The organism is Streptomyces sp. MJM8645 (genome assembly GCF_001625365.1).
Classification (GTDB): Bacteria; Actinomycetota; Actinomycetes; order Streptomycetales; family Streptomycetaceae; genus Kitasatospora.
Genome location: NZ_LJJF01000001.1, coordinates 2,009,234 through 2,031,832, shown reverse-complemented (window position 1 = coordinate 2,031,832; position 22,599 = coordinate 2,009,234). Strand labels below are relative to the sequence as shown.

Genomic DNA, 22,599 nt, shown 5'->3' with positions numbered 1-22,599 from the left:
GGCGCCGTCCTCAGCGCCGTGGGACGTACGGCCGGTCCGCCTCCTGTCCGCGGGCGGCGGACCGGGCGTCGCGGGCGGCGCGGCGTTCGCGGCGGCGGGCCCGGAAGGCGCGGATCCGGTTGACCGCGAACCAGACCAGCAGCAGGCCGACGGCGAGCAGGACGGCGGCGATCGAGGCGGCCAGCCAGGGGTGGAAGATCGCCAGGGAGACCAGCCCGGCCACCGACACGTCCTCCGCCATGCTGACCGCGATGTTGCTGGCCGGCTCGGGCGAGGTGTTGACCGCCATCCGCAGCGAGGCCTTGACCAGGTGGCTGACCAGCGCCGTGGTGCCGCCCATGGCGCCCGCCGCGACCTCGCCGAGCGAGCCCGGGTCGGTGCTCGCGATCAGCGCGCCGACGGTGGCGCCCGCGATCGGCCGGATCACGGTGTGCACGGAGTCCCAGAGGCTGTCGACGAACGGGATCTTGTCGGCCACCGCCTCCAGCAGGAACAGCACGGCGGCCGCGGCCAGCACGTCGGTGCGCTCCAGTGCGGGCGGCACCGAGTCCGCGCCGCCGAAGCGGCCCAGCAGTCCGAGCAGCAGCACCACCGCGTAGGCGTTGATGCCGCTGGCGAGTCCGCTGGTGAAGATCAGCGGCACGATCGTCATGGCTTCCCCCTCCTCATCGCTTTCCCCCTCCTTCTCGTGGCCGTGGCCGGGCCGCCCGGGCCACGGCCGTACCGTACCGGGACGTGCCGGGTCGGCCCGCCGGTTCCGGCCACGCCAGGGCCCGGGGCCGACGGATCTGAGTACGCGTACTCAGATCCGGGGTTGAGTACGTCAGCGGATGGCCCGCCGACCTGCCGGGACGGGAGAGTGGTGGCACCGGGACGGCGGCGCGTCGGGCGCCCCGCCCCGGACGGCGGATCCGTCCGCCCAGCCGGCAGATGAGGGGTCGGCGGGGCGGCGGCGGAGATCCGCCACTGGAGCCGGTCACGGGCCCTGCACCGCCGACACGGGGCGGCGGAGCGGGCCGGGGGGAGACCGGCCACCGGAAGGGGGAGCTGGCCACCGCCGCCTGTGGGGAACGGCGGAGCGGCGGCGTACGGCGGCGGCACAGGACCTGGGGGGACAGGCCGGTGCCCGCCGCCGCTCACCCGTTCCGGGCCGCGTTGTCAGTGGTCCCGTTCACGATGGAGGGGCACGGACCGCCCGGTCCGCGCGCTGCCTCGGAACGGGGGAGACCATGACCATCAGCCGTCCTGAGCCCGTCACCGCCCGCCTCCACTCCACCGCCCTGCCGTCCTCCCCGGGCGGGCGCCCGGGTGGCGGGGACGTCCACCCCGTGCTGCGCCGGGCCGCCGCGCCGCCGGCCGCCCTCGACCTGCTTGCCGACGCCCACCGCACGCTCGCCCGGGCCCGCCTCCTGGAGGACCCGCTGGAGCGGTACGCCACCGCGCACCTGGCCGCGCTGCGCACGGTGGCGGCCGTGCTCGCGGTGCGCGGGCGGCCGGAGAAGAGCCCGCGCCGGCGCAAGGCCATCCGCAGTGCCTGGGAGGTGCTGCCCGAGATGGCCCCCGAGCTGGCCGAGTGGGCGCTCTACTACGCCGCCGGCGCCCGCCGCCGGGCGGCCGCCGAGGCCGGGATCAGGGGCGCCGCCTCGGCCCGTGACGCCGACGACCTGGTCCGCAACTCCGCCCTGTTCCTGCGCCTGGTGGAGCGCCTGCTCGGCCTGCGCCCGGCCCCGCCGGCCCTGCGGCTTCCGCTGGACGGCGACGACCCGCCGGGGGTGACGGGCCCGGCCACCCGCCCGGTCTAAGGTGGAGGCATCCTGATCGATCTGCATGTGCCGAGGAGCCCCGCCTTGTACCCGACGCGTCCCCGCAGTGCCCTGCGTACCGCCGTGGTGTGGGAGGTGGTGCGGGCCGCCCTGGAGAAGCGGGCGGCCGAGCTGGACCAGCCGGTGCTCGACGTGGTCGACACCGGCGGCGGCACCGGCAACTTCGCCGTGCCGGTGGCCAAGCTCGGCCACCGGGTCACCGTGGTCGACCCCAGCCCGGACGCGCTGTTCGCGCTGGAGCGCCGGGCAGCCGAGGCCGGGGTGACGGAGCTGGTCCGGGCCGTCCAGGGCGACACCCAGACGCTGCCCGAGCTGGTCGCCCCCGGCTCCGTGGACGCGGTGCTCTGCCACGGTGTGCTGGAGGTCGTGGACGACCCGGCGGAGGCGCTCGGCAGCCTGGCCGGCACCCTGCGCCGGGGCGGCCTGGTCAGCCTGCTGGCCGCCAACCGCAACGGCGCCGTGCTGGCCCGGGCGCTGGCCGGCCACTTCACCGAGGCCCGGACGGTGCTGTCCGCGACCGACGGCCGCTGGGGCGAGCAGGACCCGATGCCGCGCCGCTTCACCGGCGAGGAGCTGGGCCGGCTGGCCGAGGGCGCGGGCCTGCGGGTGGAGTCGGTGCACGGCGTCCGGGTCTTCGCCGACCTGGTGCCCGGGGTGCTGGTGGACGCCGAGCCGGGCGCGATGGAGGCGCTGCTGAAGCTGGAGGAGGCCGCCGCCGAGCAGCCCGCGTTCCACGCCGTGGCGACCCAGCTGCACCTGCTGGCCACCCTGGCCTGAGCGGCCGCGGGACCGCCCACCGCCGTACGGTTCGCACGCCGTGCGGCGGCGGTTCGCCTTCCGGACGCCCCCCGGCCTCGTCCGGGTGGTCCCGAACCTGCCCAGGTCCGGACCGATTCCACCCGTTCGGGCACTTGTCCGCGTCTCGTGGCGTTGAGCCGGGTGCGGCCGTGCCCGGTCGAAGTGGCCCGTCCCACGCGGCGCAGACCACTCCGTAACGGGCTCACGGACCGTATGATCTGGGTAAAGCCGGAAAGCATGACAGCCGGATGCGTGGGGCATATGGACGACACGGGCCGGGTCCCCCCGCACAGGCGTCCGACCGTGTGCCCCGAAGGCTGATTGGACTTTGCCTCCCCGACCGGGGTGGCGGACCGGTCGCACCCGCGACCGACGAGTAGGAGGACTCCGTGCCGCTCTCGGAGCACGAGCAGCGACTGCTCGACCAGATGGAGCGAGCGCTGTATGCCGAAGATCCCAAATTCGCGACGGCGCTTGAGGGAACCGGGCTGCGCACCTACACCCGCCGGCGGGTGTACCTGGCCGTTGCCGGCTTCGTGGTGGGCATCGGCCTGCTGATGGGCGGCATGGTCGTCCCCGACCAGATCTGGGTCAGCGTCGTGGGCTTCCTGGTGATGCTCGGGTGCGCGGTGTTCGCCGTGACCGGCTGGCGCCGCGGCCCCGCCGGCCAGGGCTCCGGCCCCCGGCCGGCCGCCGCGCCCCGCCGCAAGGCCGGGATGATGGACCGGGTGGAACAGCGCTGGCAGCGTCGACGGGACGAGCAGACCGGCGGCTTCTGAGCCGCGCACCGCACGCCCGCCGGGGCGCGCACACGCTGGACGAACGCCGGGGCGGGCAGTCGATCGACTGCCCGCCCCGGCGTTCTCGTATCCGCGCGACGGCCCGTTCGCTCGGGCCCCGCTCAGGACTCCCCGGGGTCCTGCTCGGACTCCGGCTTGCGCTTGCGCCGGGAGACCACCCGCCGCACCGGGCCGGTGACCGCGGTGGACACCCGGCCGACCCTGGTGCCGACCGCCTCCCGGGCCGCTCGCAGGGCGTCGGAGATCCGCCACCACAGCTGGGCCGAGGACGGCGGCAGCAGCACCGCCCTGGTCCGTCCGGCCCGGCTGGCGGTGGCCCGCAGGCCCTGCCGGGCGGTCCGGACGTCGGCCGACAGCGGGGCGGTGGTGACCTGGCCGGCCGGAGCGTAGAGCACCCGTTCGGTGGCCAGCGCCAGCCGACCGGCGGCCGCCGCCGAGTCCGCGTCCAGCTCAGCCTTCTCGGTGATCCGCCGGGCGGCCGAGCGCGGGGTGTGTGACTCGTCCGGGGGAATTCCGACGTCCCAGGCGGAGTCGATCAGCTCGTCCCAGGCGGCCAGCACCTGGGCGTCGGTGAGCTCGGCCGGGCCACGGCCGGGCCCGCGCCGGCCGCCGGAGCCGAGCCGGCGCCGGCGCAGCGCCGACCGCCAGAGCATCGGCACCAGCAGCAGCGCGATCACCAGCACCACCACGGCGGCGCTGCCCAGGACCTGCCCGGACAGCAGCCAGGAGTCCTCGGCGGCACTGCTGACGGCCTTGCTCCTGTCGCCGCACTCACCCAGCTGGCGCTGCTTCGCGTCGCAGCCCTTGCTGTCGGTCGGCGCCGGGACCGGCGCCGAGCTCTGCGCGGAGGCGGTCGGCTGCTGGGACGGCGCGGTGGTCGCGGTGGTGGACTGCTCGGTGTAGCGCGGCTGGTTGCCGCGGCTCGGGGTGGGCTCGAAGCGCAGCCAGCCGTAGCCCGAGAAGTACAGCTCGGGCCAGGCGTGGTACATCCGGCCGGTCACCGAGTAGACGTTGCCGCCCTTGGCGTCGCCGGGGGTGAAGCCGACGGCCACCCGGGACGGGATCTTCAGGGTGCGGGCCATCGCCGCCATGGTGGAGGCGAAGTGGACGCAGAAGCCCTTGCGGTCGCGCAGGAAGACCGCGATCGCGTTGCTGCCGGTGCCGCCGTTGACCGCGGTGTCGTACTGGAACTGCGGGCCGGTGAACCAGTTCACCAGCGCCATCGCCCGGTCGTAGTCGTTCGTCGCCTTGGCGGTGACCTCGTGGGCCTGCTGCGCGACGACCGGCGGGAGGTCCTGGGGGAGGCTGGTGTAGTGGTCCCGGATGTCCTGCGGCGCGGTCGAGGCGGTGCGCAGCTCGTTCGCGGTGGGCCGCAGGTCCAGGGCGCTGACGTGGTAGCGCAGGCCGCGGATCGCCCGGTCGTTGGTCGGCAGGACGGTGCGGGTGAACGGGTCGAGCTTCCAGTCGGAGCGGTTGGGGACCTGGACGGAGGCGGCCGGATAGGGCATCGGCAGCCAGCTCTTCTCCAGCCGGTCGCTGATCTGGAAGTCGCCCTCGATCCGGGGGAGGTTGGCGTCCCGCAGGCCCTCGGGGGCGGGGAAGGAGGACGGGAGGTCGTTGACCGTGGTGCTGCCGAGCCGCCAGTTGGTGCCGTCGAACTGGTCCAGTGCCCCGGTGCGCAGGTAGACCTGGTCGGCGATTTCGCTGTCCAGGGTGTAGGTGAGCAGTTCGTTGTTGGTGGGCTTGGTGACCGCCGACTCCAGGCTGACCAGCGGGTCGAGGCTGGTGGCCGACCCGATGGAGCTCCTGCCCGAGGACCCGCCGGAGTCGGGGCTCAGCAGGCCGGAGTCCCAGTGCGGCAGGACGACCGGCAGCAGCAGCGCCGCGACCAGCGCGAGGACGCCGACCTGCTGGCCGCCCGGGCTGACCCGGCCGGAGCTCGTCCAGTCGCGCGAGCTGCCGTGGAAGACCCGGCCCCAGCGGGAGACCCGGTCCTGCCCCTCGGCGAACAGCAGCACCAGGTAGCCGGCCGACGCCAGGGCGAACCAGAGCCAGCTGCCGTGGTCCCCGGAGAGCCCGTTGCCGACCGAGTACAGCGCCAGCAGCGGTAGCCCGGCCAGCGCCGAGCGCCGGTACGTCACCGCGACGGTGTCCACCACGACGGCGACCAGGCCGACCGCGGCGACCAGGATCAGCCGCAGGCCCGGGTTGGGGGGCGCCGGGATGGCGTACACCTGGATGTCGTCCAGGCCGGAGCTGACGACGTGGTCGAGGGCGCGCAGCGAGGACGGCCCGGGCAGCACGCCTCCCAGCAGCGAGCCGGAGCCGGCGAAGCCGATCAGGATCAGCAGGAACAGCACCAGCAGCTGGCCGACCGGCACCGTCCAGCGGTACAGCGGGGCCCGCCGCAGGCCCGCGCCGACCGCCGCGATCACCGCGATCACCAGGAAGGCGTGGGTGACCCAGCTCCTGGTGGTGAGCAGCGGGGTCAGGCAGAGCGACGCGAGGGCGGTGGCCAGCGCCGAGTAGACGGTCAGTTTGGCCCGGGTGGTCACGCGCCGGTCTCTTCTCGGTAGGGGGAGGTCGTCTTGGCGCCGTCGGCGGCCTGCCAGAGGTCCGGGACGGAGTCCCCGGAGCTGGCCGGCAGGACGGTCCAGCCGGCCTCGCGCAGCTGCCGGACCCGGTTGCGGAACTCGTCGCCGCCGGTGTTGGGGGCGAGCATCCGCAGGCCCGCCCAGGTGCCGGTGTCGAGGAGGAACGCGACGGCCCCGCCGGTGCGGTTGCGCAGCCGGGCCAGCCGGACGGTCTGCGCCTCGTCGAGTTCGCCGAGCACGGCGACCAGCAGTCCCTCGCCGCCGGCGCGCAGCGGCTCCTCGGCGCGGGAGAGGCCGCCGCCGTCGGACAGGTCGGCCACCGCGAGCGCGTCCAGGATCAGCCCGGAGGCGTCGGCCGCGGTGTTGCCGCCGCCGGGGCCGGGCACCCACTGGCCGGTGTCGGTGAGCAGTTGGGTCTGGTAGCCGCGCTCCAGCAGGTGCGCGGCGACCGAGGCGGCGCAGCTCACGGCCCACTCGAAGGAGGAGGCGGGGCCGCTGCCCCGGTGGCCGATCTCCCGGGTGTCCAGCAGGACGGTCGCCCGGGCCCGCTGCGGCTGCTCCTCGCGGCGCACCATCAGCTCGCCGTACCGGGCGGTGGACTTCCAGTGCACCCGGCGCAGGTCGTCGCCGGGCCGGTACTCGCGCAGGATCACGTCGTCGTCGCCGGCCAGCGCCAGGGTGCGGGCACGGCTCTCGCCCTGGCCGCCCCACTCGCCGCTCAGCCGCACGTGCGGCAGGGCCTGGACCTGGGGGACGACGGTGAGGACGTCGGAGGCGGAGAAGGAACGGTTCACCTCGCACATCCCGAACGGGTCGGACAGCCGCAGCTGGAGCGGCCCGAGCGGGTAGCGGCCGCGCAGGTCGGAGCGGACCCGGTAGGAGACCTCGCGGTGGCCGCGCGGCTCGACCCGGTCCAGCACGAAGCGCGGGCGCGGCCCGAGCACGTACGGGACCTTGTCCTCCAGGAGCAGCAGCCCGGTGGGCACCCGGGAGACGTTGTCGACCCGCAGGTGGACCCGGGCCTCCTGGCCGGCCACCGCGCGACGCGGGCTCAGCCGGCGGCCGCTGGCCACCCGGTAGCGGGTGTTGGCGACCATCAGCGCGGCGGCCAGCGGCAGCGCGGCGAGCAGCACGCCGACGCGCAGCAGCGCGTCCTGGTCGAGCAGGTAGGCGCAGCCGACCGCGGTGACGCCGGCGGCGAGGAAGGAGCGCCCCCGGGTGGTGAGGCCGCGCAGCCCGGCCCGCAGTCCTGACGTCGGGTCGGACGGGGCCACCTCAGCCCCTCCGGACGGCCGGGCCGCCCTGCGGGCGCGGCAGCGGCAGCCGGGCGACCAGGTCGGTCACGATCTGCTCGGCGGTGCGGCGGCTGAGCTGGGTCTCGGCGGTCGGCATCAGACGGTGCGCGAGGACGGGCACGGCCAGGCGCTGGATGTCGTCCGGGGTGACGTAGTCGCGCCCGTCGAGCGCGGCGGCGGCGCGGGCGGCCCGGACCAGGTGCAGGGTGGCGCGCGGCGAGGCGCCCAGACGCAGTTCGTGGCTGGTGCGGGTGGCGCCGACCAGGTCGACGGCGTAGCGGCGGACCGGGTCGGCGATGTGCACGCTGCGCACCAGGTCGACCAGCTTGAGGATGTCGGAGGCGTGCGCCACCGGCTGGAGGTCCTCCAGCGGGCTGGCGCCGGAGTGCACGTCGAGCATCGCGAACTCGGCCTCGGGGCTGGGGTAGCCGATCGAGATCCGGGCCATGAAGCGGTCCCGCTGGGCCTCCGGCAGGGGGTAGGTGCCCTCCATCTCGACCGGGTTCTGGGTGGCCACGACCATGAACGGCGAGGGCAGCTCGTAGCTGGTGCCGTCGATGGTGACCTGGCGCTCCTCCATCGACTCCAGCAGTGCGGACTGGGTCTTGGGCGAGGCGCGGTTGATCTCGTCGCCGACCACGATCTGCGCGAAGATCGCGCCCGGGCGGAACTCGAAGTCGCGCTGGTGCTGGTCGTAGATGTTGGTGCCGGTGACGTCCGAGGGCAGCAGATCGGGCGTGAACTGGATGCGGCGGACGGTGCAGTCGACCGAGCGGGCGAGTGCCTTGGCCAGCATGGTCTTGCCGACGCCGGGCACGTCCTCCAGCAGCAGGTGGCCCTCGGCGAGCAGGACGGTCAGTGCGATCCGGACGGCCTCCGGCTTGCCCTCGATCACGCTCTCGATGTTGGCGCGGATCCGGTCCACGACCGCGGCGAGCTCGGGAAGTCCGGCCCGGTGGTACCCGTCCGTCCCCTGGTCGCCCCCCGCAGAACTGCCGAGACCGGCCTGATCGCTGTAGCTCGTCACCCGTATACGCTCCCTGGCACCCTGTGCCCGCCTCACCCCGAGGCCGGACCCCACCCCATGCTTGACGCGGCCTTCCCAGGGGCGGTTCCGTCGGGGATCCGGCGCCGGGGCAGCGGCCTGCGGCCTGGCCGCCCCAGGTGGTTCGGGGTCTGACCGGCAGGCGCATTCTCCCCTGACCGGTGACCAGAAGTCACCCTCGGGAGGGCCCCGGATGCCCGGACGCCGTTGGCCGGGCGGTGCACGGTGCGGGGGCGGTGGTGCGGTACGGGGTTCAGTGGATTTCGCGCAGGAGCCCGGTGTGGACGTCGAAGACGAAGCCGCGGACGTCGTCGGTGTGCAGCAGGAAGGGCGAGGTGCGGACCCGCTGCATGGACTGGCGGACGTCGCCGTCGAGGTCGACGAAGGCCTCCACCGCCCACTGCGGGCGCTGGCCGACCTCCAGTTCCAGCTCGCGGCGGAAGTCCTCGGTCAGCCCGAGCAGGCCGCAGCCGGTGTGGTGGATCAGCGCGACCGAGCGGGTGCCGAGGGCGCGCTGACTGATGGTGAGGGAGCGGATGGTGTCGTCGGTGACGACGCCGCCCGCGTTGCGGATGACGTGGGCGTCGCCCAGTTCGAGGCCGAGTGCCGCGAAGAGGTCGAGGCGGGCGTCCATGCACGCCACCACGGCGATCTTCTGGACCGGGCGGGCGTCCATCCCGCCGTCCCGGAAGGTCACGGCGTACTCGCGGTTGTCCGTGACGAAGCGGTCGATGATGGCGGGTCGCGGGGAGTCGGCAGCGTCGGTCGGCGTCGGCCGGTCGGGGGTCACTGTCATGGTGGCGACGTTAGTGCGATTCGGGCGCCCGCGGTGGGGAGGAGAGCTACAGATCGGGCCGCTGTGATCGAGCGCATAGCCACAACGGGCCGACCGTTCCACGCGTTCGGGAGGGTTTGTCCGGGCTGGTCCCGGAGCGCCCGCGGGGCGGGTGCGCGGGTGGGGCGCGCGGCCGCTCCCGCAGGCCCCCGGCCGGCACCTCCGCGGGGCCAGTCCCACGGCTGCGACCTGCGGTGATCCGTACCGCCGCCCGGGTGGTGCGCCGGAGCGGACCATTGACTGGCGGGGTCCGCGCGATAGAGTTTGCGGCGCAGTGGAGCACACCCGCCGGATCCCGTCAACCGGGCTTTTCCGGCCCGGGTGGCCCGGTCGATGCGGCCCGTGGCCTCCACCCGCTCCGTGCCCACCTGGCGCACCTTCCCCGGCGCCGGGCGGTCACGATCTTCCCCTTGGAGCGGGCGGGGACCACGGGCCGCGTCGTCGCGTCGTGCAGTGGTGGGCGAGAATGGTCGAAGCTCCCGGTCGTCGGGCTGCTCCGCACCTGAGGAAGGGCGCCACCGCGCATGACCACCAACGATCCGGGCCCCAAGCACGTTCCGGTCATGCTGCAGCGGTGCATGGACGCCCTGGCTCCGGCGATCTCGCGCCCCGGGGCGGTGGTGGTGGACGCCACCCTCGGCCTCGGCGGGCACAGCGAGGCGCTGCTCACCCAGTTCCCCGAGGTGCGGCTGGTCGCGGTGGACCGCGATCCGCAGGCGCTGAAGCTCTCCGGCGAGCGGCTGGCGCCCTTCGGCGACCGGGCCACCCTGGTGCACGCCGTCTACGACGAGATCCCCGAGGTGCTGGAGCGCCTGGACATCGACCGGGTGGACGGCGTCCTGTTCGACCTCGGCGTCTCCTCGATGCAGCTGGACGAGGCCGATCGCGGTTTCGCGTACGCGCAGGACGCGCCGCTGGACATGCGGATGGACCAGACCCGGGGGATCAGCGCGGCGGAGGTGCTGAACACCTACAGCCACGGTGCCCTGGCCCGGATCCTCAAGGTCTACGGCGAGGAGCGGTTCGCCGGGAAGATCGCCTCGGTGATCCTGCGGGAGCGGGAGAAGGAACCGTTCACCAACAGCGCGCGTCTGGTCGAGTTGGTGCGGAACGCCATTCCGGCGGCGACCCGCCGGACCGGCGGGAACCCGGCCAAGCGGACGTTCCAGGCGCTGCGGATCGAGGTCAACGGCGAGCTGGAGGTCCTGGACCGGGCGATCCCCGGAGCGCTGGAGGCCCTGGCGATCGGCGGTCGGATGGTCGTGATGTCCTACCAGTCGCTGGAAGACCGGCTGGTGAAGCAGTACTTCGCCGCCGGGTCGACCAACACCGCGCCGCCGGGGCTGCCGTTCATCCCGGAGGAGCACCAGCCCTGGCTCAAGCTGATCACCCGTGGTGCCGAGCAGGCCACGGAGGAGGAGATCGAGGAGAACCGGCGCGCCGCGCCCGTACGGCTGCGGGTGGCGGAGAGGATCAGGGACCGTAGCAAGCGGGGCTGAAACGTTGGCCCCGGCGGGGTCCGAAGGGCGGAGGAGAGCAGTGGGGCCGGTGGCCGGTGAGGTCCGGGCGGGGCGGGGATCGTTCCCCGGACAGGGCAGGGCGCGGATCACGGTCCGGCCGGGGCGGCGTCCGGTGCGGGGCCGCACGCCGTTCGCGGTGCTCGTGGTGGTGCTGCTCGCGGCGGGGCTGCTCGGGCTGCTGGCGCTGAACACGGCGCTCAACGAGGGCTCCTTCGAGCTGTCCCGGCTGCAGAAGCAGACCACCGTGGCGACCGACGAGAAGCAGGGCCTCCAGCACCAGATCGACCAGAGCTCGGCGCCGGACGCGCTGGCCCGGCGGGCCGCCGAGCTGGGCATGGTCCCGGCCGGCGGGATGGCCTTCCTGGACGTCCCGAACGGCGGCAAGGTGATCGGCACGCCCGGACCGGCGCAGGACAGCCCGCCGGTCAAGCGCTCGACGGTCGACCCGTGGCCGATGAAGCAGCCGGCGCCGAGCGCCCCGACGGGTGCGCCCCCAGGTGCACCGAGTCCGGGGGCGACTGCCGGTGACTCCGTGGTCCAGATCAACCCGGCCTCCCCGGCCGCGCCCGCACCGTCGACCGGAGGTGCGGGCCGATGAGCACGCCACGTCAGCCGTCCGGAGGCTCCGGCAACGGCCGCCGTCAGCCGCCCAAGGGCGCCGCGCCCCGCGCGGCCGCGCCGCGCGGCCAGTCCGCCGGCAAGGCCCAGCCCGCAAAGGGGCAGCCCGCGAAGGGGCAGCCCGTCAAGGGACAGCCCGCCAAGGCCGCCGCCGCCCGTACACCCCGGGCACCGCAGCAGCGCCGCCCCGAGGGCCGCCCGCCGGCCCGGAGCCAGGCCGCCGTCCGGCCGCGCCGCCCGCAGCGCCCCAAGGCGCTCCGGCTGGCCGAGCCCAAGCGCCGCCTGCGGGTGATCACCGTGGTGATGTCGCTGGTGTTCTCGGTGTTCGCCGGCCGCCTGGTGCAGCTCCAGCTGCTGGACTCCGACGCGCTGGCCGCCGACGCCAACACCAACCGCTACCTGAACATCCCGATCACCGCCGAGCGCGGCTCGATAACGTCCTCCGACGGGGTGGCGCTGGCCGCCACCGTCGACGCGTACGACATCACCGCCGACCCGGCGATGTTCACCCCGGCGGCGACCGGCATCCCGGACGCCCCGGAGCAGGCGGCCGCCCTGCTGTCGCCGATCCTCGGCGTGCCCAAGGACAAGATCGCCGCCGACCTGCACACCCCCAAGACCCGCTACAAGCGGCTCGCCGCCCAGCAGACCCCGGCCACCAAGAGCCAGATCAGCGACCTCAAGGCGGGCCTGGAGAAGCAGGCCGGCTCGCGGACCTGCCAGGCCCAGAAGCGGCTGCTGACCAAGGCCGCCGGCCAGGGCGGACGCACCCGGGTCGACAACGAGTGCGCCAACCCGCTGGCCGGGGTGTTCAACCGGGAGACCCAGAAGCGGATCTACCCCGCCGACGGCCTGGCCGCCAACCTGGTCGGCTTCGTCAACGGCGAGGGCGAGGGCGCCGGCGGCCTGGAGCTCCAGTACCAGAAGCAGCTCGCCGGCAAGGACGGGCACAGCAGCTACGCCCAGGCGGGCGGCCGGCTGGTGCCCACCGCCGGGGGCTCGATGGACCCGGCCGTGCCCGGCACCGACGTGAAGCTGACCATCAACCGGGACATCCAGTGGGCCGCCCAGCGGGCGCTCACCGACCAGGTCGCCAACTCCGGGGCGGAGAAGGGCTACGTCGTCGTCCAGGACGTGAAGACCGGTCAGGTCCTCGCGATGGCCACCGCGCCCGGCTTCAACCCGAACGACCTGAGCACCGCCAAGCAGTCCCAGATGGGCAACGCCGCGCTGGTCGACGCGTACGAGCCGGGCAGCACCGCCAAGCTGATGACCCTGGGAGCCGTCCTGGACACCGGCAAGGCCACCTGGGACACCAAGGTCACGGTGCCCTACCCGCTGGTCCGGGCCGGCCAGCAGTTCAAGGACGACATCGAGCACAAAACCTGGTACCTGACCCTGGCCGGGGTGCTGGCCAAGTCCTCCAACATCGGCACCATCGAGGCCATGGAGACGCTCGGCGACGGCGACCAGCTGAAGGCCAACCAGATCCTGGACAGCTACATGCGCAAGTTCGGCGTCGCCCAGCCGACCGGTCTGAACTTCCCCGGCGAGACGGCCGGGAAGCTCAAGAAGCCGGAGGACCTTGTCGCCTCGGAGAAGTACAACACCTCCTTCGGCCAGGGCCCGATGCAGATGAACGCGCTGCAGGCCACCTCGGTGTACTCGACCATCGCCAACGGCGGCGTCCGGGTCGCGCCCAGCATCGTCCAGGGCACCACCAGCCCGGACGGCAAGTACACCGCGACCCCGCCGGGCGAGCAGACCCGGGTGGTCGGCGAAGAGACCGCCAAGACCCTCACCTCGATGCTGGAGTCGGTCGTCGACGACGAGCAGGGCACCGGCGGCAAGGCCGCCATCCCCGGCTACCGGGTCGCCGGCAAGACCGGCACCGCCAACCGGGGGGCCGCCAACGGCGTCGGCTACGACGGCTACACCGCCTCCTTCATCGGCTTCGCCCCCGCCGACGCCCCCCGGTACACCGTCTCCTGCACCCTCCAGGGGCCGGTCAACGGCCACTTCGGCGGCCAGCTGTGCGGACCGGTGTTCAAGCAGGTGATGGAGTTCACCCTGAAGACCATGCAGGTCCCGCCCAGCGGCAGCGAGGCGCCCAACCTGCCCGTCGAGTGGAAGCCGTGAGCGAGCATGAGCAACGAGCGGGTCGGGCCGGACGGCGGCGCGGCGAAGGGCCGGTTTGGCCCTGGACACCCTTCGGCGGATAGCCTTCCCGCCGTGCCGAAACCCGATCAAATCACCGTGAGTCCGCCCCGCCCGGCCGGGACCGCCGCCCTGCCGCTCGCCGAACTGGCCCGCCAGCTGGGCCTCGACCCCGTCGAGGGGGGCCTCGTCAGCGGCGTCACCCACGACTCCCGGGCGGTGCGCCCCGGCGACGTGTACGTGGCCTTCCCCGGCGCCAACCACCACGGCGCGGCCTTCGCGGCCCAGGCCGCGGCGGCGGGCGCGGCGGCGCTGCTCACCGACCCGGCCGGCGCCGAGCTGGCGGCCGGCACCGGCCTGCCGCTGCTGGTCGTCGACCGGCCGCGGGCCCGGATGGGCGAGCTCGCGGCCGCCGTCTACGGCCGCCCCTCCGAGCGGCTGCTGATGATCGGGCTGACCGGCACCAACGGCAAGACCACCACCTCCTACCTGGTCGAGGGCGGCCTGCTCGGCGCCGGGCGCGCCCCCGGGGTGATCGGCACCGTCGAGATGCGGGTCGGCGACGAGCGGATCAAGAGCGAGCGCACCACCCCCGAGGCCACCGACCTGCACGCGATCCTCGGCGTGATGGCCGAGCGCGGCGCGGACGCGGTGACCATGGAGGTCTCCAGCCACGCGCTGGTCTACGGCCGCACCGACGGGGTGACGTACGACGTCTCCCTGTTCAACAACCTCACCCCCGAGCACCTCGACTTCCACCCGGACATGGAGGACTACTTCCAGGCGAAGGCCCGGCTCTTCCAGCCCGGTAAGTCCCGCCACGGCGTGGTCAACGTGGACGACGAGTACGGCCGCCGGCTGGCCGCCGAGGCCAAGATCCCGGTGACCACCTTCTCCGCCACCGGCGCCGTCGAGGCCGACTGGCGGGCGGTGGACGTCCAGCTCGGCCCGGTCGGCTCCACCTTCCGGGTGCTCGGCCCGGACGGCGCCGAGGCCGACGCGGCCGTGCCGCTGCCCGGCCCGTTCAACGTGGCCAACGCGCTCGCCGCGATCACCCTGCTGGTCGCCGCCGGCCTGCCGCTGGAGCGGGCCGTGGCCGGCGTCGCCGCGGTGCCCGGCGTGCCGGGCCGGCTGGAGCGGGTGGACGCCGGACAGGCGTTCGTCGCCGTGGTCGACTACGCGCACAAGCCGGACGCCCTCCAGGCCGTCCTCGGCTCGCTGCGCGAGGTCACCAAGGGCCGGCTGCACGTCGTCGTCGGCTGCGGCGGAGACCGCGACCCGCACAAGCGCGGCCCGATGGGCGCCATCGCCGCCCGGCTCGCCGACACCGCCCTGCTGACCAGCGACAACCCGCGCAGTGAGGACCCGCTGGCGATCCTCGCCAGCATGCTGACCGGCGCCGCAGCGGTGCCCGAGGCCGAGCGCGGGACCGTCCTGGTCGTCCCCGACCGGGCCGAGGCGATCCGGATCGCCGTCGCCCGCGCCCACGCCGGGGACACCGTGCTGGTGGCCGGCAAGGGCCACGAACTTGGCCAGTACGTACGAGACGAGATCCGCCCCTTCGACGACCGGGAGGTGCTGCGCGAATCCATCACGCAGACCACGGCCGCCCGGGGCGACCGAGGAGTAGAGCAGCAGTGATCGCACTGACCCTCGCCGAGGTGGCCGCCGCAGTCGGGGGCATCCTGGACGGCGCCGACCCCGGCGCCCTGGTGACCGGCCCGGTCGAGGTCGACTCGCGGAAGGTGCGCCCCGGCGGCCTGTTCGCGGCCTTCGTCGGCGAGCACGTGGACGGCCACGACTACGCCGCCGTCGCGGTCGGGGCCGGCGCCGTCGCGGTGCTGGCCGACCACCCGGTCGGCGTGCCCGCCGTCCTGGTCGACAGTGTGGTGGACGCGCTCGGCAAGCTGGCCCGGACCGTGGTCGCCCGCGCCGAGGGCACCGCCGTCGTCGCGCTGACCGGCTCGGCCGGCAAGACCAGCACCAAGGACCTGATCGCGCAGCTGTTGCAGCGCATCGGCGACACGGTCTACCCGCCCGGCTCGCTCAACAACGAGATCGGCCACCCGATGACCGCGCTGCGGGTCGAGCCCGGCACCCGGCACCTGGTCATGGAGATGGGCGCCCGGCACAAGGGCGACATCGAGTACCTCACCACGATCACGCCGCCCCGGATCGGCCTGGTGCTGAACGTCGGCACCGCGCACGTCGGCGAGTTCGGCTCGCAGGAGGCGATCGCCGAGGCGAAGGGCGAACTCGTCGAGGCGCTGCCCGCCGACGGCGCCGCGATCCTCAACGCGGACGACCGGCTGGTGCGCGCGATGGCCAGCCGTACCAGGGCGAAGGTGGTCCTGTTCGGGGAATCCCCGGACGCCCACGTCCGGGCGACGAACGTTCAGCTGGACGCCGCCGGACGGCCGTCCTTCACGCTCACCACCCCGGCCGGTTCCGCGCCCGTGCAGCTGCGCCTGTACGGTGAGCACCACGTCTCGAACGCCCTCGCCGCCGCTGCGGTGGCGGTGGAGCTCGGGATGTCCGTCGACGACACCGCGACCGCCCTGGGCGAAGCGGGTGCGCTGTCCCGCTGGCGCATGGAGGTCGTCGACCGGGCCGATGGTGTCACCGTCGTCAACGACGCCTACAACGCGAACCCCGACTCGATGCGGGCCGCGCTGCGGGCGCTGGTCTCGATGGGGGGACGCGGCCCGGAGCGCCGCCGCACCTGGGCGGTGCTCGGCGAGATGCGGGAGCTCGGCGAGGAGAGCCTGGCCGAGCACGACGCCATCGGGCGGCTCGCCGTCCGACTGGACGTCACCAAGCTGGTGGCGGTCGGTGGACGCGAGGCGGCCTGCATGGAACTCGGCGCGAGGAACGAAGGTTCGTGGGGTGAGGAGTCGGTGCTGGTGTCCGACGCGGACGCGGCGGTCGAGCTGCTGCGCAGTCAACTTCGGCCGGGGGATGTGGTCCTGGTGAAGGCGTCCCGTTCGGTGGGGCTGGAGAAGGTGGCCGAGGCCCTCCTCTCGGACGGTGTGGCCGCGTAATGAAGCAGATCCTCTTCTCCGGCATGATCGGCCTGATCCTGTCGCTGGCCGGCACCCCCGCCCTGATCAAGCTGCTCGCCCGGCAGGGCTACGGCCAGTACATCCGTGACGACGGGCCGAAGGCGCACCACAGCAAGAAGGGCACGCCCACCATGGGCGGCATCGCCTTCATCCTGGCGACCCTGATCGCCTACTTCGGGACCAAGGCGATAACGGGCGAGAGCCCGACCGCCTCCGGCCTGCTGGTGCTCTTCCTGACGGCGGGTCTGGGCCTGGTCGGCTTCCTGGACGACTACATCAAGGTGGTCAAGCGCCGCTCGCTCGGTCTGCGGGCCAAGGCGAAGCTGGCCGGCCAGTCCATCGTCGGCCTGGCCTTCGCCGTGCTGGCGCTGCAGTTCCACGACGACCGCGGGCTCACCCCGGCGTCCCAGCACCTGTCCTTCGTGCGGGACTACGGCTGGTCGATCGGCCCGGTGCTGTTCGTCATCTTCGCCTACTTCATGATCGCCGCGACCTCCAACGGCGTGAACCTGACGGACGGTCTGGACGGCCTCGCCACCGGTGCCTCGGTGATGGCCTTCGGCGCCTACACCTTCATCGGCGTCTGGGAGTACGGGCAGAGCTGCGCCTACTCCGTCACCGCGACCGTCAGCTGCTACGACGTCCGCGACCCGCTGGACCTCGCGGTGGTCGCCGCCGCCCTGATGGGCTCCTGCTTCGGCTTCCTCTGGTGGAACACCTCGCCCGCCAAGATCTTCATGGGCGACACCGGCTCGCTCGCCCTCGGCGGCGCCCTGGCCGGCCTGGCGATCTGCTCGCGCACCGAGCTGCTGCTGATCCTGCTCGGCGGCCTCTTCATGATCATCACCCTGTCGGTGATCATCCAGGTCGGCTCGTTCCGGATGACCGGCAAGCGCGTCTTCAAGATGGCGCCACTGCAGCACCACTTCGAACTCAAGGGCTGGAGCGAAGTCCTGGTCGTGGTCCGGTTCTGGATCATCCAGGGACTCTGCGTGGCCGTCGGCCTCGGCCTCTTCTACGCGGGATACCGGACCGGATGACGAACCCCCAGTTGATCAATTCGCAGTTCGTGAAGCTGCCCGTCGTCGTCGCCGGGCTCGGCGTCTCCGGCATCAGCGCCGCGCGCGTCCTGCACGGCCTCGGCGCCCACGTCACCGTGGTGGACGGCGGCAGCGGCGCGGGCCTGACCGCCCGGGCCGCCGAGCTGGAGGCGCTCGGCGTCACCGTCCGCCTCGGCGACGGCGACAGCCTGCCCGAGGGCACCCGGCTGGTCGTCACCTCGCCCGGCTGGGCGCCCGACCGCCCGCTGTTCGCCGCCGCCGCGGCGGCCGGCATCGAGGTCTGGGGCGACGTCGAACTCGCCTGGCGCCTGCGCCGGCCGCTGCCCGCCACCGGCGAGCCCGCCCCCTGGCTGGCCGTCACCGGCACCAACGGCAAGACCACCACCGTCCAGATGCTCGCCTCGATCCTCACCGCCGCCGGCAGGCGCACCGCCGCCGTCGGCAACGTCGGGGTGTCGGTGCTGGACGCGGTCCTCGCCGAGGAGCCCTACGACGTGCTCGCCGTCGAGCTCTCCAGCTACCAGCTGCACTGGGCGCCCTCGCTGCGCCCGCACTCGGCGGTCGTGCTCAACCTGGCCCCCGACCACCTCGACTGGCACGGCTCGATGGAGGCGTACGCCGCCGACAAGGGCCGGATCTACCAGGGCAACACCGTCGCCTGCGTGTACAACCTGGCCGACCCGGCCACCGAGGCGCTGGTCCGCGAGGCCGACGTCGAGGAGGGCTGCCGGGCGATCGGCTTCGGCCTCGGCGCGCCCGCCCTGTCGAACCTCGGCGTGGTCGACGGGCTGCTGGTGGACCGCGCGTTCGTGGCCGACCGGGCCAAGAACGCGGCCGAGCTGGGCGCCGTCGAGGACGTCAACCCACCGGCCCCGCACAACATCGCCAACGCGCTCGCCGCGGCGGCGCTGGCCCGGGCGTACGGCGTCGAGCCGAAGGCCGTCCGGGAGGGCCTGCGGGCCTTCCGCCCGGACGCCCACCGGATCGCCGAGGTCGGCGTGGTCGGCGAGGTCACCTACATCGACGACTCCAAGGCCACCAACACCCACGCCGCCGCCGCCTCGCTGGCCTCCTACCGGCCGGTCGTCTGGATCGCCGGCGGCCTGGCCAAGGGCGCGACCTTCGACGACCTGGTCCAGGGCGCTGCCGGGCGGCTGCGCGCGGCCGTGCTGATCGGCGAGGACCGCGCGCTGATCCGGGAGGCGCTGGAGCGACACGCTCCGGATGTCCCGGTGATCGAGGCGGCCGAGGGCCAGACTGGCGCGGTGGCGATGGCGGAGGTCGTCCGGACGGCCGCCTCGCTCGCCCGGTCGGGTGACACGGTGCTGCTGGCACCGGCCTGCGCCTCGATGGACATGTTCACCAACTACGGCGAGCGCGGCGACCTCTTCGCCGCCGCGGTCCGGCAGCTGGCGGACCGCGGGGAGTGAGCCGAAGGGCCGTGCCGGGCCAAAGCGGCCCGGCGGCGGGTGAGCCGTGAAGAGAGAGTGAGCGGGGAGTGGCTGGGCAGGGCAGGGCGGGTTCCGGAGCACCGGAGCGGGAGGCCGCCGAGCCGTGGCGCGTGATCTCGGCCACCACGACCAAGTACAAGTCGGCCGGACCGCTGGCCCGGGTCCGGGCCTTCCGGTACCGGGTGCGGTACTGGCTGGACCGGCCGCTCACGCCCTACCTGCTCGTCATCGGCACGACGCTGCTGCTGGTGGTGCTCGGCCTGATGATGGTCTTCTCGGCCTCGCAGATCCTCGCCCTGGGCCAGCACCACTCGGCGCAGTACTACTTCCTCAAGCAGCTGATCGCGGCCATCCTCGGCCTGGTCCTGCTGATCGGCTTCGCCTCCGTGCCGCTGGCGGTGCTGCGGGTGATCGTCTACCCGGTGATGTTCGGGGTGATCGGCGCGCTCGCGCTGGTCGCCGTGCCCGGCATCGGGGTGCGGATCAACGGCAACCAGAACTGGCTGGACTTCGGCTTCTTCCAGTTCCAGCCCTCGGAGTTCGCCAAGCTCGCGCTGGTGCTCTGGGGCGCCGACCTGCTCGCCCGCAAGCAGAAGGCCGGCACCCTCACCACCTGGAAGCACCTGCTCGTCCCGCTGGTGCCGGGCGCCCTGCTGCTGCTCGCGCTGATCATGCTCGGCGGCGACATGGGCACCTCGATGATCCTGGTGGCGATGCTGTTCGCGATGCTCTGGATGGTCGGCGCGCCGCTGCGGCTGTTCGTGGCCACCGTAGGGGTGGCCGTGGTCGTCTGCACCGCGCTGGTGATCAGCGTCCCGCACCGGGCGGAGCGCCTGGGCTGCATCGGCGTCACCAAGCCCGACCCCGACGGGGCCTGCTTCCAGGCGCTGCACGGCGTCTACTCGTTCGCGCTCGGCGGAGGCTTCGGCACCGGCCTCGGTGCCGGCGTGGAGAAATGGGGCCAGCTGCCCGAGGCGCACACCGACTTCATCTTCGCCGCGACCGGCGAGGAACTGGGCCTGGTGGGGACGCTGTCGGTGATCGGTCTCTTCGCGGCACTAGGCTACGCGGGTATCCGTGTGGCCATCGGTACGAAGGACCCCTTCGTCAGGTACGCCGCGGGAGCCGCCACCACCTGGATCATGGCGCAGGCCATGATCAACCTGGGGTCGGCGCTGGGACTGCTGCCCATCGCGGGCGTCCCGCTCCCGCTGTTCTCCTACGGGGGTTCCGCCATGCTGTCGGCCATGTCCGCGATCGGAGTGCTGCTGTGCCTGGCGCGCAGCACCTCGGGCGCGAAGGCGGCGCTGGCCGCCCGGAGCAAGAACTCCCGGATCAGGAGACGACTGGCCCGGGTGCTGCCACGACGACGAACCACAGCGCGCCCGGCCCCGGGGCCGGCACGCAGGGAGCGGTGAATTTCGGTGCATGTCGTACTCGCCGGCGGGGGGACCGCCGGTCACATCGAGCCGGCGCTGGCCCTCGCGGACGCCCTCCGCAGGCACGACCCGTCCATCGGGATCACCGCCCTGGGAACCGAGCGCGGACTGGAGACCCGGCTGGTGCCGGAACGCGGCTACCAGCTGGAGCTGATTCCGGCCGTCCCGCTGCCCCGCAAGCCCACCCCCGAGCTGATCACCGTCCCCGGCCGGCTGCGCGGCACCGTCCGGGCCGCCCAGGAGATCATCGAGCGGGTCAACGCGGACGCCGTGGTGGGCTTCGGCGGCTACGTCGCGATGCCCGCCTACCTGGCCGCCAAGCGGGCCGGCGTGCCGATCGTGGTGCACGAGGCGAACGCCCGTCCGGGCCTGGCCAACAAGATCGGCGCCCGCTACACGGACTTCGTCGCGGTCTCCACGCCGGACAGCAAGCTGCGCGACTCCCGGTACATCGGCATCCCGCTGCGCCGGACCATCGCCACCCTGGACCGGGGCGCCGCCAGGCCGGAGGCCCGGCACTACTTCGGCCTCGACCAGCGGCTGCCCACCCTGCTGGTCTCCGGCGGCTCCCAGGGCGCGCGCCGGCTCAACGAGGTGGTCACCGCGATCGCCCCGCGGCTCCAGCAGTACGGCGTGCAGATCCTGCACGCCGTCGGCCCGAAGAACGAGCTGCCGCAGGTCGAGGACATCCCCGGGATGCCGCCGTACCGCGCGGTGCCGTACGTCGACCGGATGGACCTCGCCTACGCGGCGGCGGACCTGATGCTCTGCCGGGCCGGTGCCATGACCGTCGCCGAGCTGGCCGCCGTCGGGCTGCCCGCCGCGTTCGTCCCGCTGCCGATCGGCAACGGCGAGCAGCGGCTGAACGCCCAGCCGATGGTCAAGGCCGGCGGCGGCCTGCTGGTGGACGACGCCGAGCTGACCCCGGAATGGGTGTTGCAGAACGTGCTGCCGGTGCTCACCGACCCGCAGCGGCTGTGGGACATGAGCCGGGCCGCCGCCGAGTTCGGCCGCCGGGACGCCGACGACCTGCTGGTCGGCATGGTCTACGAGGCCATCCAGGCCTCCCGCGGCGGTCGCCGCCGTGGCTGACGGCCGGCTCGCCGACCCGTTGGAGGAAGAGCTGGAGGCCGAGGAGTCCGCTCCTCGGCTCCGGCTCTCCCGGCGGGGCATCGTGGTGCTGAGCGTGCTCGGCGCCGCGGTGCTGGGCGTGCTGGCCTGGGTGGTGTTCTTCTCCTCGGTGCTGGACGTGCGCGAGGTCGCGGTCCAGGGGTCGAAGGACGAGAAGCTGACGGCGGACCAGGTCCGCGAGGCGATCGGCGGGATCGGTGACGGCCCGCTGGCCAGAGTGGACCTGGACGCCGTCCAGCACCGGGTGGAGGCGATCCCCCGGGTGGCGAAGGCCGAGGTGTGGCGGGGCTGGCCGCACACCCTGCGGGTGAAGGTCGTCCAGCGCACGGCGGTGGCGGCCGTCAAGGGGGAGGACGGTCAGTTCACCCAGGTGGACGCCGTCGGCGTGAGCTTCGCCACCGAGGCGGCCCCGCCGGAGGGGGTGCCGGTGGTGGAACTGCGGCTCAGTCAGCAGGCGAAGGACGCGGACGGGGTGATCTCCCGTGCGCAGCTGGTGCAGGGCGCGGTGTCGGTGGCCGCCGGACTGCCGCCCGAGGTGGCGAAGCGGGCCGGAGCGGTGCTGGTGCACTCGTACGACGATATTCAGCTGCAGCTCAGCGGGGGTGCAACGGTGCGCTGGGGGAGCCCGGAGCAGACCGATCGCAAGGCCCGGACACTGGTCGCGTTGATGGCTCAGAAGGGCTCGAACTTCGACGTGAGTGCGCCGGAGGCGCCGGCGGTGTCGGGATGATCCGGTAGGTTCTGTGCCTGAGGGAGGGGTTGACGCTGTGAAGTGTCGGCCCGACCCTTGGTGGTCACCCCGGTTTCATATGCCGGCCGATGATCACATAGGCTCAAAAGAAAAGGGGAAGCTCGGCGTGTTCGTTGAAACACGTGCCTGGAGCCACCTAGTGTCCTGTGTCACCAGACTGTGCCCCCTGGTGATGTGACGGAGGCACAGGACTAACCCTAAAGGTCAAGTTTAGGGTTG

Annotated in this window: 18 protein-coding genes; 13 read left to right on the top strand and 5 right to left on the bottom strand. The window is 73.5% G+C overall.

Annotated features, from left to right (window positions below; genetic code table 11):
* Window positions 1-10: 10 nt before the first annotated feature.
* The gene (locus A6F73_RS08660; RefSeq protein WP_063347249.1) at window positions 11-652 is read right to left on the bottom strand and encodes a DUF4126 domain-containing protein; all 642 of its coding nucleotides are present in this window, start codon (window positions 650-652) and stop codon (window positions 11-13) included.
* Between the two features lie 577 nt (window positions 653-1,229).
* On the opposite strand from A6F73_RS08660, the gene A6F73_RS08655 reads away from it, so the two are divergent.
* The 3 genes from A6F73_RS08655 to A6F73_RS08645 all read left to right on the top strand — a co-directional run bounded on the left by A6F73_RS08655 (window position 1,230) and on the right by A6F73_RS08645 (window position 3,400).
* A complete protein-coding gene (locus tag A6F73_RS08655; RefSeq protein WP_107452842.1) occupies window positions 1,230-1,802 on the top strand; it encodes an SAV_6107 family HEPN domain-containing protein in 573 nt (190 codons plus the stop codon).
* A 45-nt stretch (window positions 1,803-1,847) separates the two neighbouring features.
* Entirely contained in the window at window positions 1,848-2,600 is a 753-nt protein-coding gene (locus A6F73_RS08650; RefSeq protein WP_063347248.1) for a methyltransferase domain-containing protein, read from the top strand.
* A 410-nt stretch (window positions 2,601-3,010) separates the two neighbouring features.
* Window positions 3,011-3,400, top strand: a complete 390-nt coding sequence (locus A6F73_RS08645) for a DUF3040 domain-containing protein (protein ID WP_063347247.1) — start codon at window positions 3,011-3,013, stop codon at window positions 3,398-3,400.
* A 122-nt stretch (window positions 3,401-3,522) separates the two neighbouring features.
* On the opposite strand, the gene A6F73_RS08640 is transcribed toward A6F73_RS08645, so the two are convergent.
* The 4 genes from A6F73_RS08640 to A6F73_RS08625 all read right to left on the bottom strand — a co-directional run bounded on the left by A6F73_RS08640 (window position 3,523) and on the right by A6F73_RS08625 (window position 9,151).
* Window positions 3,523-5,976: a DUF3488 and transglutaminase-like domain-containing protein gene (locus tag A6F73_RS08640; protein ID WP_063347246.1), complete on the bottom strand. Its 2,454-nt coding sequence runs from the start codon at window positions 5,974-5,976 to the stop codon at window positions 3,523-3,525.
* Window positions 5,973-7,289, bottom strand: coding sequence for a DUF58 domain-containing protein (locus A6F73_RS08635; RefSeq protein ID WP_063347245.1), 1,317 nt, complete (start codon window positions 7,287-7,289; stop codon window positions 5,973-5,975). The genes A6F73_RS08640 and A6F73_RS08635 overlap by 4 nt, the downstream gene beginning before the upstream one ends.
* A 1-nt stretch (window position 7,290) precedes the next feature.
* The gene (locus A6F73_RS08630) at window positions 7,291-8,235 is read right to left on the bottom strand and encodes a MoxR family ATPase (protein ID WP_244293604.1); all 945 of its coding nucleotides are present in this window, start codon (window positions 8,233-8,235) and stop codon (window positions 7,291-7,293) included.
* A 373-nt stretch (window positions 8,236-8,608) separates the two neighbouring features.
* Window positions 8,609-9,151, bottom strand: coding sequence for a carbonic anhydrase (locus A6F73_RS08625; RefSeq protein WP_063347243.1), 543 nt, complete (start codon window positions 9,149-9,151; stop codon window positions 8,609-8,611).
* 563 nt (window positions 9,152-9,714) lie between these two features.
* Between A6F73_RS08625 and rsmH the strand changes: the two genes are divergently transcribed.
* From rsmH to A6F73_RS08575, 10 genes are all read left to right on the top strand, one after another.
* The gene (gene rsmH / locus A6F73_RS08620; protein ID WP_063347242.1) at window positions 9,715-10,689 is read left to right on the top strand and encodes a 16S rRNA (cytosine(1402)-N(4))-methyltransferase RsmH; all 975 of its coding nucleotides are present in this window, start codon (window positions 9,715-9,717) and stop codon (window positions 10,687-10,689) included.
* Window positions 10,690-10,822: 133 nt separating this feature from the next.
* A complete protein-coding gene (locus A6F73_RS08615) occupies window positions 10,823-11,308 on the top strand; it encodes a hypothetical protein (RefSeq protein ID WP_079135534.1) in 486 nt (161 codons plus the stop codon).
* Window positions 11,305-13,467 (top strand): penicillin-binding protein 2, encoded by a 2,163-nt coding sequence (locus tag A6F73_RS08610; protein ID WP_063347241.1) that lies wholly within the window; start codon window positions 11,305-11,307, stop codon window positions 13,465-13,467. Before A6F73_RS08615 ends, A6F73_RS08610 begins: the two co-directional genes overlap by 4 nt.
* 93 nt (window positions 13,468-13,560) lie before the next feature.
* Window positions 13,561-15,126, top strand: coding sequence for a UDP-N-acetylmuramoyl-L-alanyl-D-glutamate--2,6-diaminopimelate ligase (locus tag A6F73_RS08605; RefSeq protein ID WP_063347240.1), 1,566 nt, complete (start codon window positions 13,561-13,563; stop codon window positions 15,124-15,126).
* Window positions 15,123-16,526: a UDP-N-acetylmuramoyl-tripeptide--D-alanyl-D-alanine ligase gene (gene murF, locus A6F73_RS08600; RefSeq protein WP_063347239.1), complete on the top strand. Its 1,404-nt coding sequence runs from the start codon at window positions 15,123-15,125 to the stop codon at window positions 16,524-16,526. Before A6F73_RS08605 ends, murF begins: the two co-directional genes overlap by 4 nt.
* Window positions 16,526-17,587 (top strand): phospho-N-acetylmuramoyl-pentapeptide-transferase, encoded by a 1,062-nt coding sequence (gene mraY / locus A6F73_RS08595; protein WP_063347238.1) that lies wholly within the window; start codon window positions 16,526-16,528, stop codon window positions 17,585-17,587. The genes murF and mraY overlap by 1 nt, the downstream gene beginning before the upstream one ends.
* Entirely contained in the window at window positions 17,584-19,038 is a 1,455-nt protein-coding gene (murD, locus tag A6F73_RS08590) for a UDP-N-acetylmuramoyl-L-alanine--D-glutamate ligase (RefSeq protein WP_063347237.1), read from the top strand. Before mraY ends, murD begins: the two co-directional genes overlap by 4 nt.
* Before the next feature lie 173 nt (window positions 19,039-19,211).
* Complete coding sequence (ftsW, locus tag A6F73_RS08585; RefSeq protein ID WP_244293603.1) at window positions 19,212-20,477, top strand: putative lipid II flippase FtsW; 1,266 nt, start codon at window positions 19,212-19,214, stop codon at window positions 20,475-20,477.
* Between the two features lie 6 nt (window positions 20,478-20,483).
* Window positions 20,484-21,590: an undecaprenyldiphospho-muramoylpentapeptide beta-N-acetylglucosaminyltransferase gene (murG, locus tag A6F73_RS08580; RefSeq protein ID WP_063347235.1), complete on the top strand. Its 1,107-nt coding sequence runs from the start codon at window positions 20,484-20,486 to the stop codon at window positions 21,588-21,590.
* Window positions 21,583-22,359, top strand: a complete 777-nt coding sequence (locus A6F73_RS08575; protein ID WP_063347234.1) for an FtsQ-type POTRA domain-containing protein — start codon at window positions 21,583-21,585, stop codon at window positions 22,357-22,359. Before murG ends, A6F73_RS08575 begins: the two co-directional genes overlap by 8 nt.
* The last annotated feature ends 240 nt before the right edge of the window (window positions 22,360-22,599 follow it).

Coding starts and splice junctions, on each gene's coding strand:
- A6F73_RS08625 (WP_063347243.1), bottom strand. CDS start 9,151: ATGACAGTGACCCCCGACCGGCCGACGCCGACCGACGCTGCCGACTCC.
- A6F73_RS08610 (WP_063347241.1), top strand. CDS start 11,305: ATGAGCACGCCACGTCAGCCGTCCGGAGGCTCCGGCAACGGCCGCCGT.
- murD (WP_063347237.1), top strand. CDS start 17,584: ATGACGAACCCCCAGTTGATCAATTCGCAGTTCGTGAAGCTGCCCGTC.
- A6F73_RS08655 (WP_107452842.1), top strand. CDS start 1,230: ATGACCATCAGCCGTCCTGAGCCCGTCACCGCCCGCCTCCACTCCACC.
- mraY (WP_063347238.1), top strand. CDS start 16,526: ATGAAGCAGATCCTCTTCTCCGGCATGATCGGCCTGATCCTGTCGCTG.
- rsmH (WP_063347242.1), top strand. CDS start 9,715: ATGACCACCAACGATCCGGGCCCCAAGCACGTTCCGGTCATGCTGCAG.
- A6F73_RS08660 (WP_063347249.1), bottom strand. CDS start 652: ATGACGATCGTGCCGCTGATCTTCACCAGCGGACTCGCCAGCGGCATC.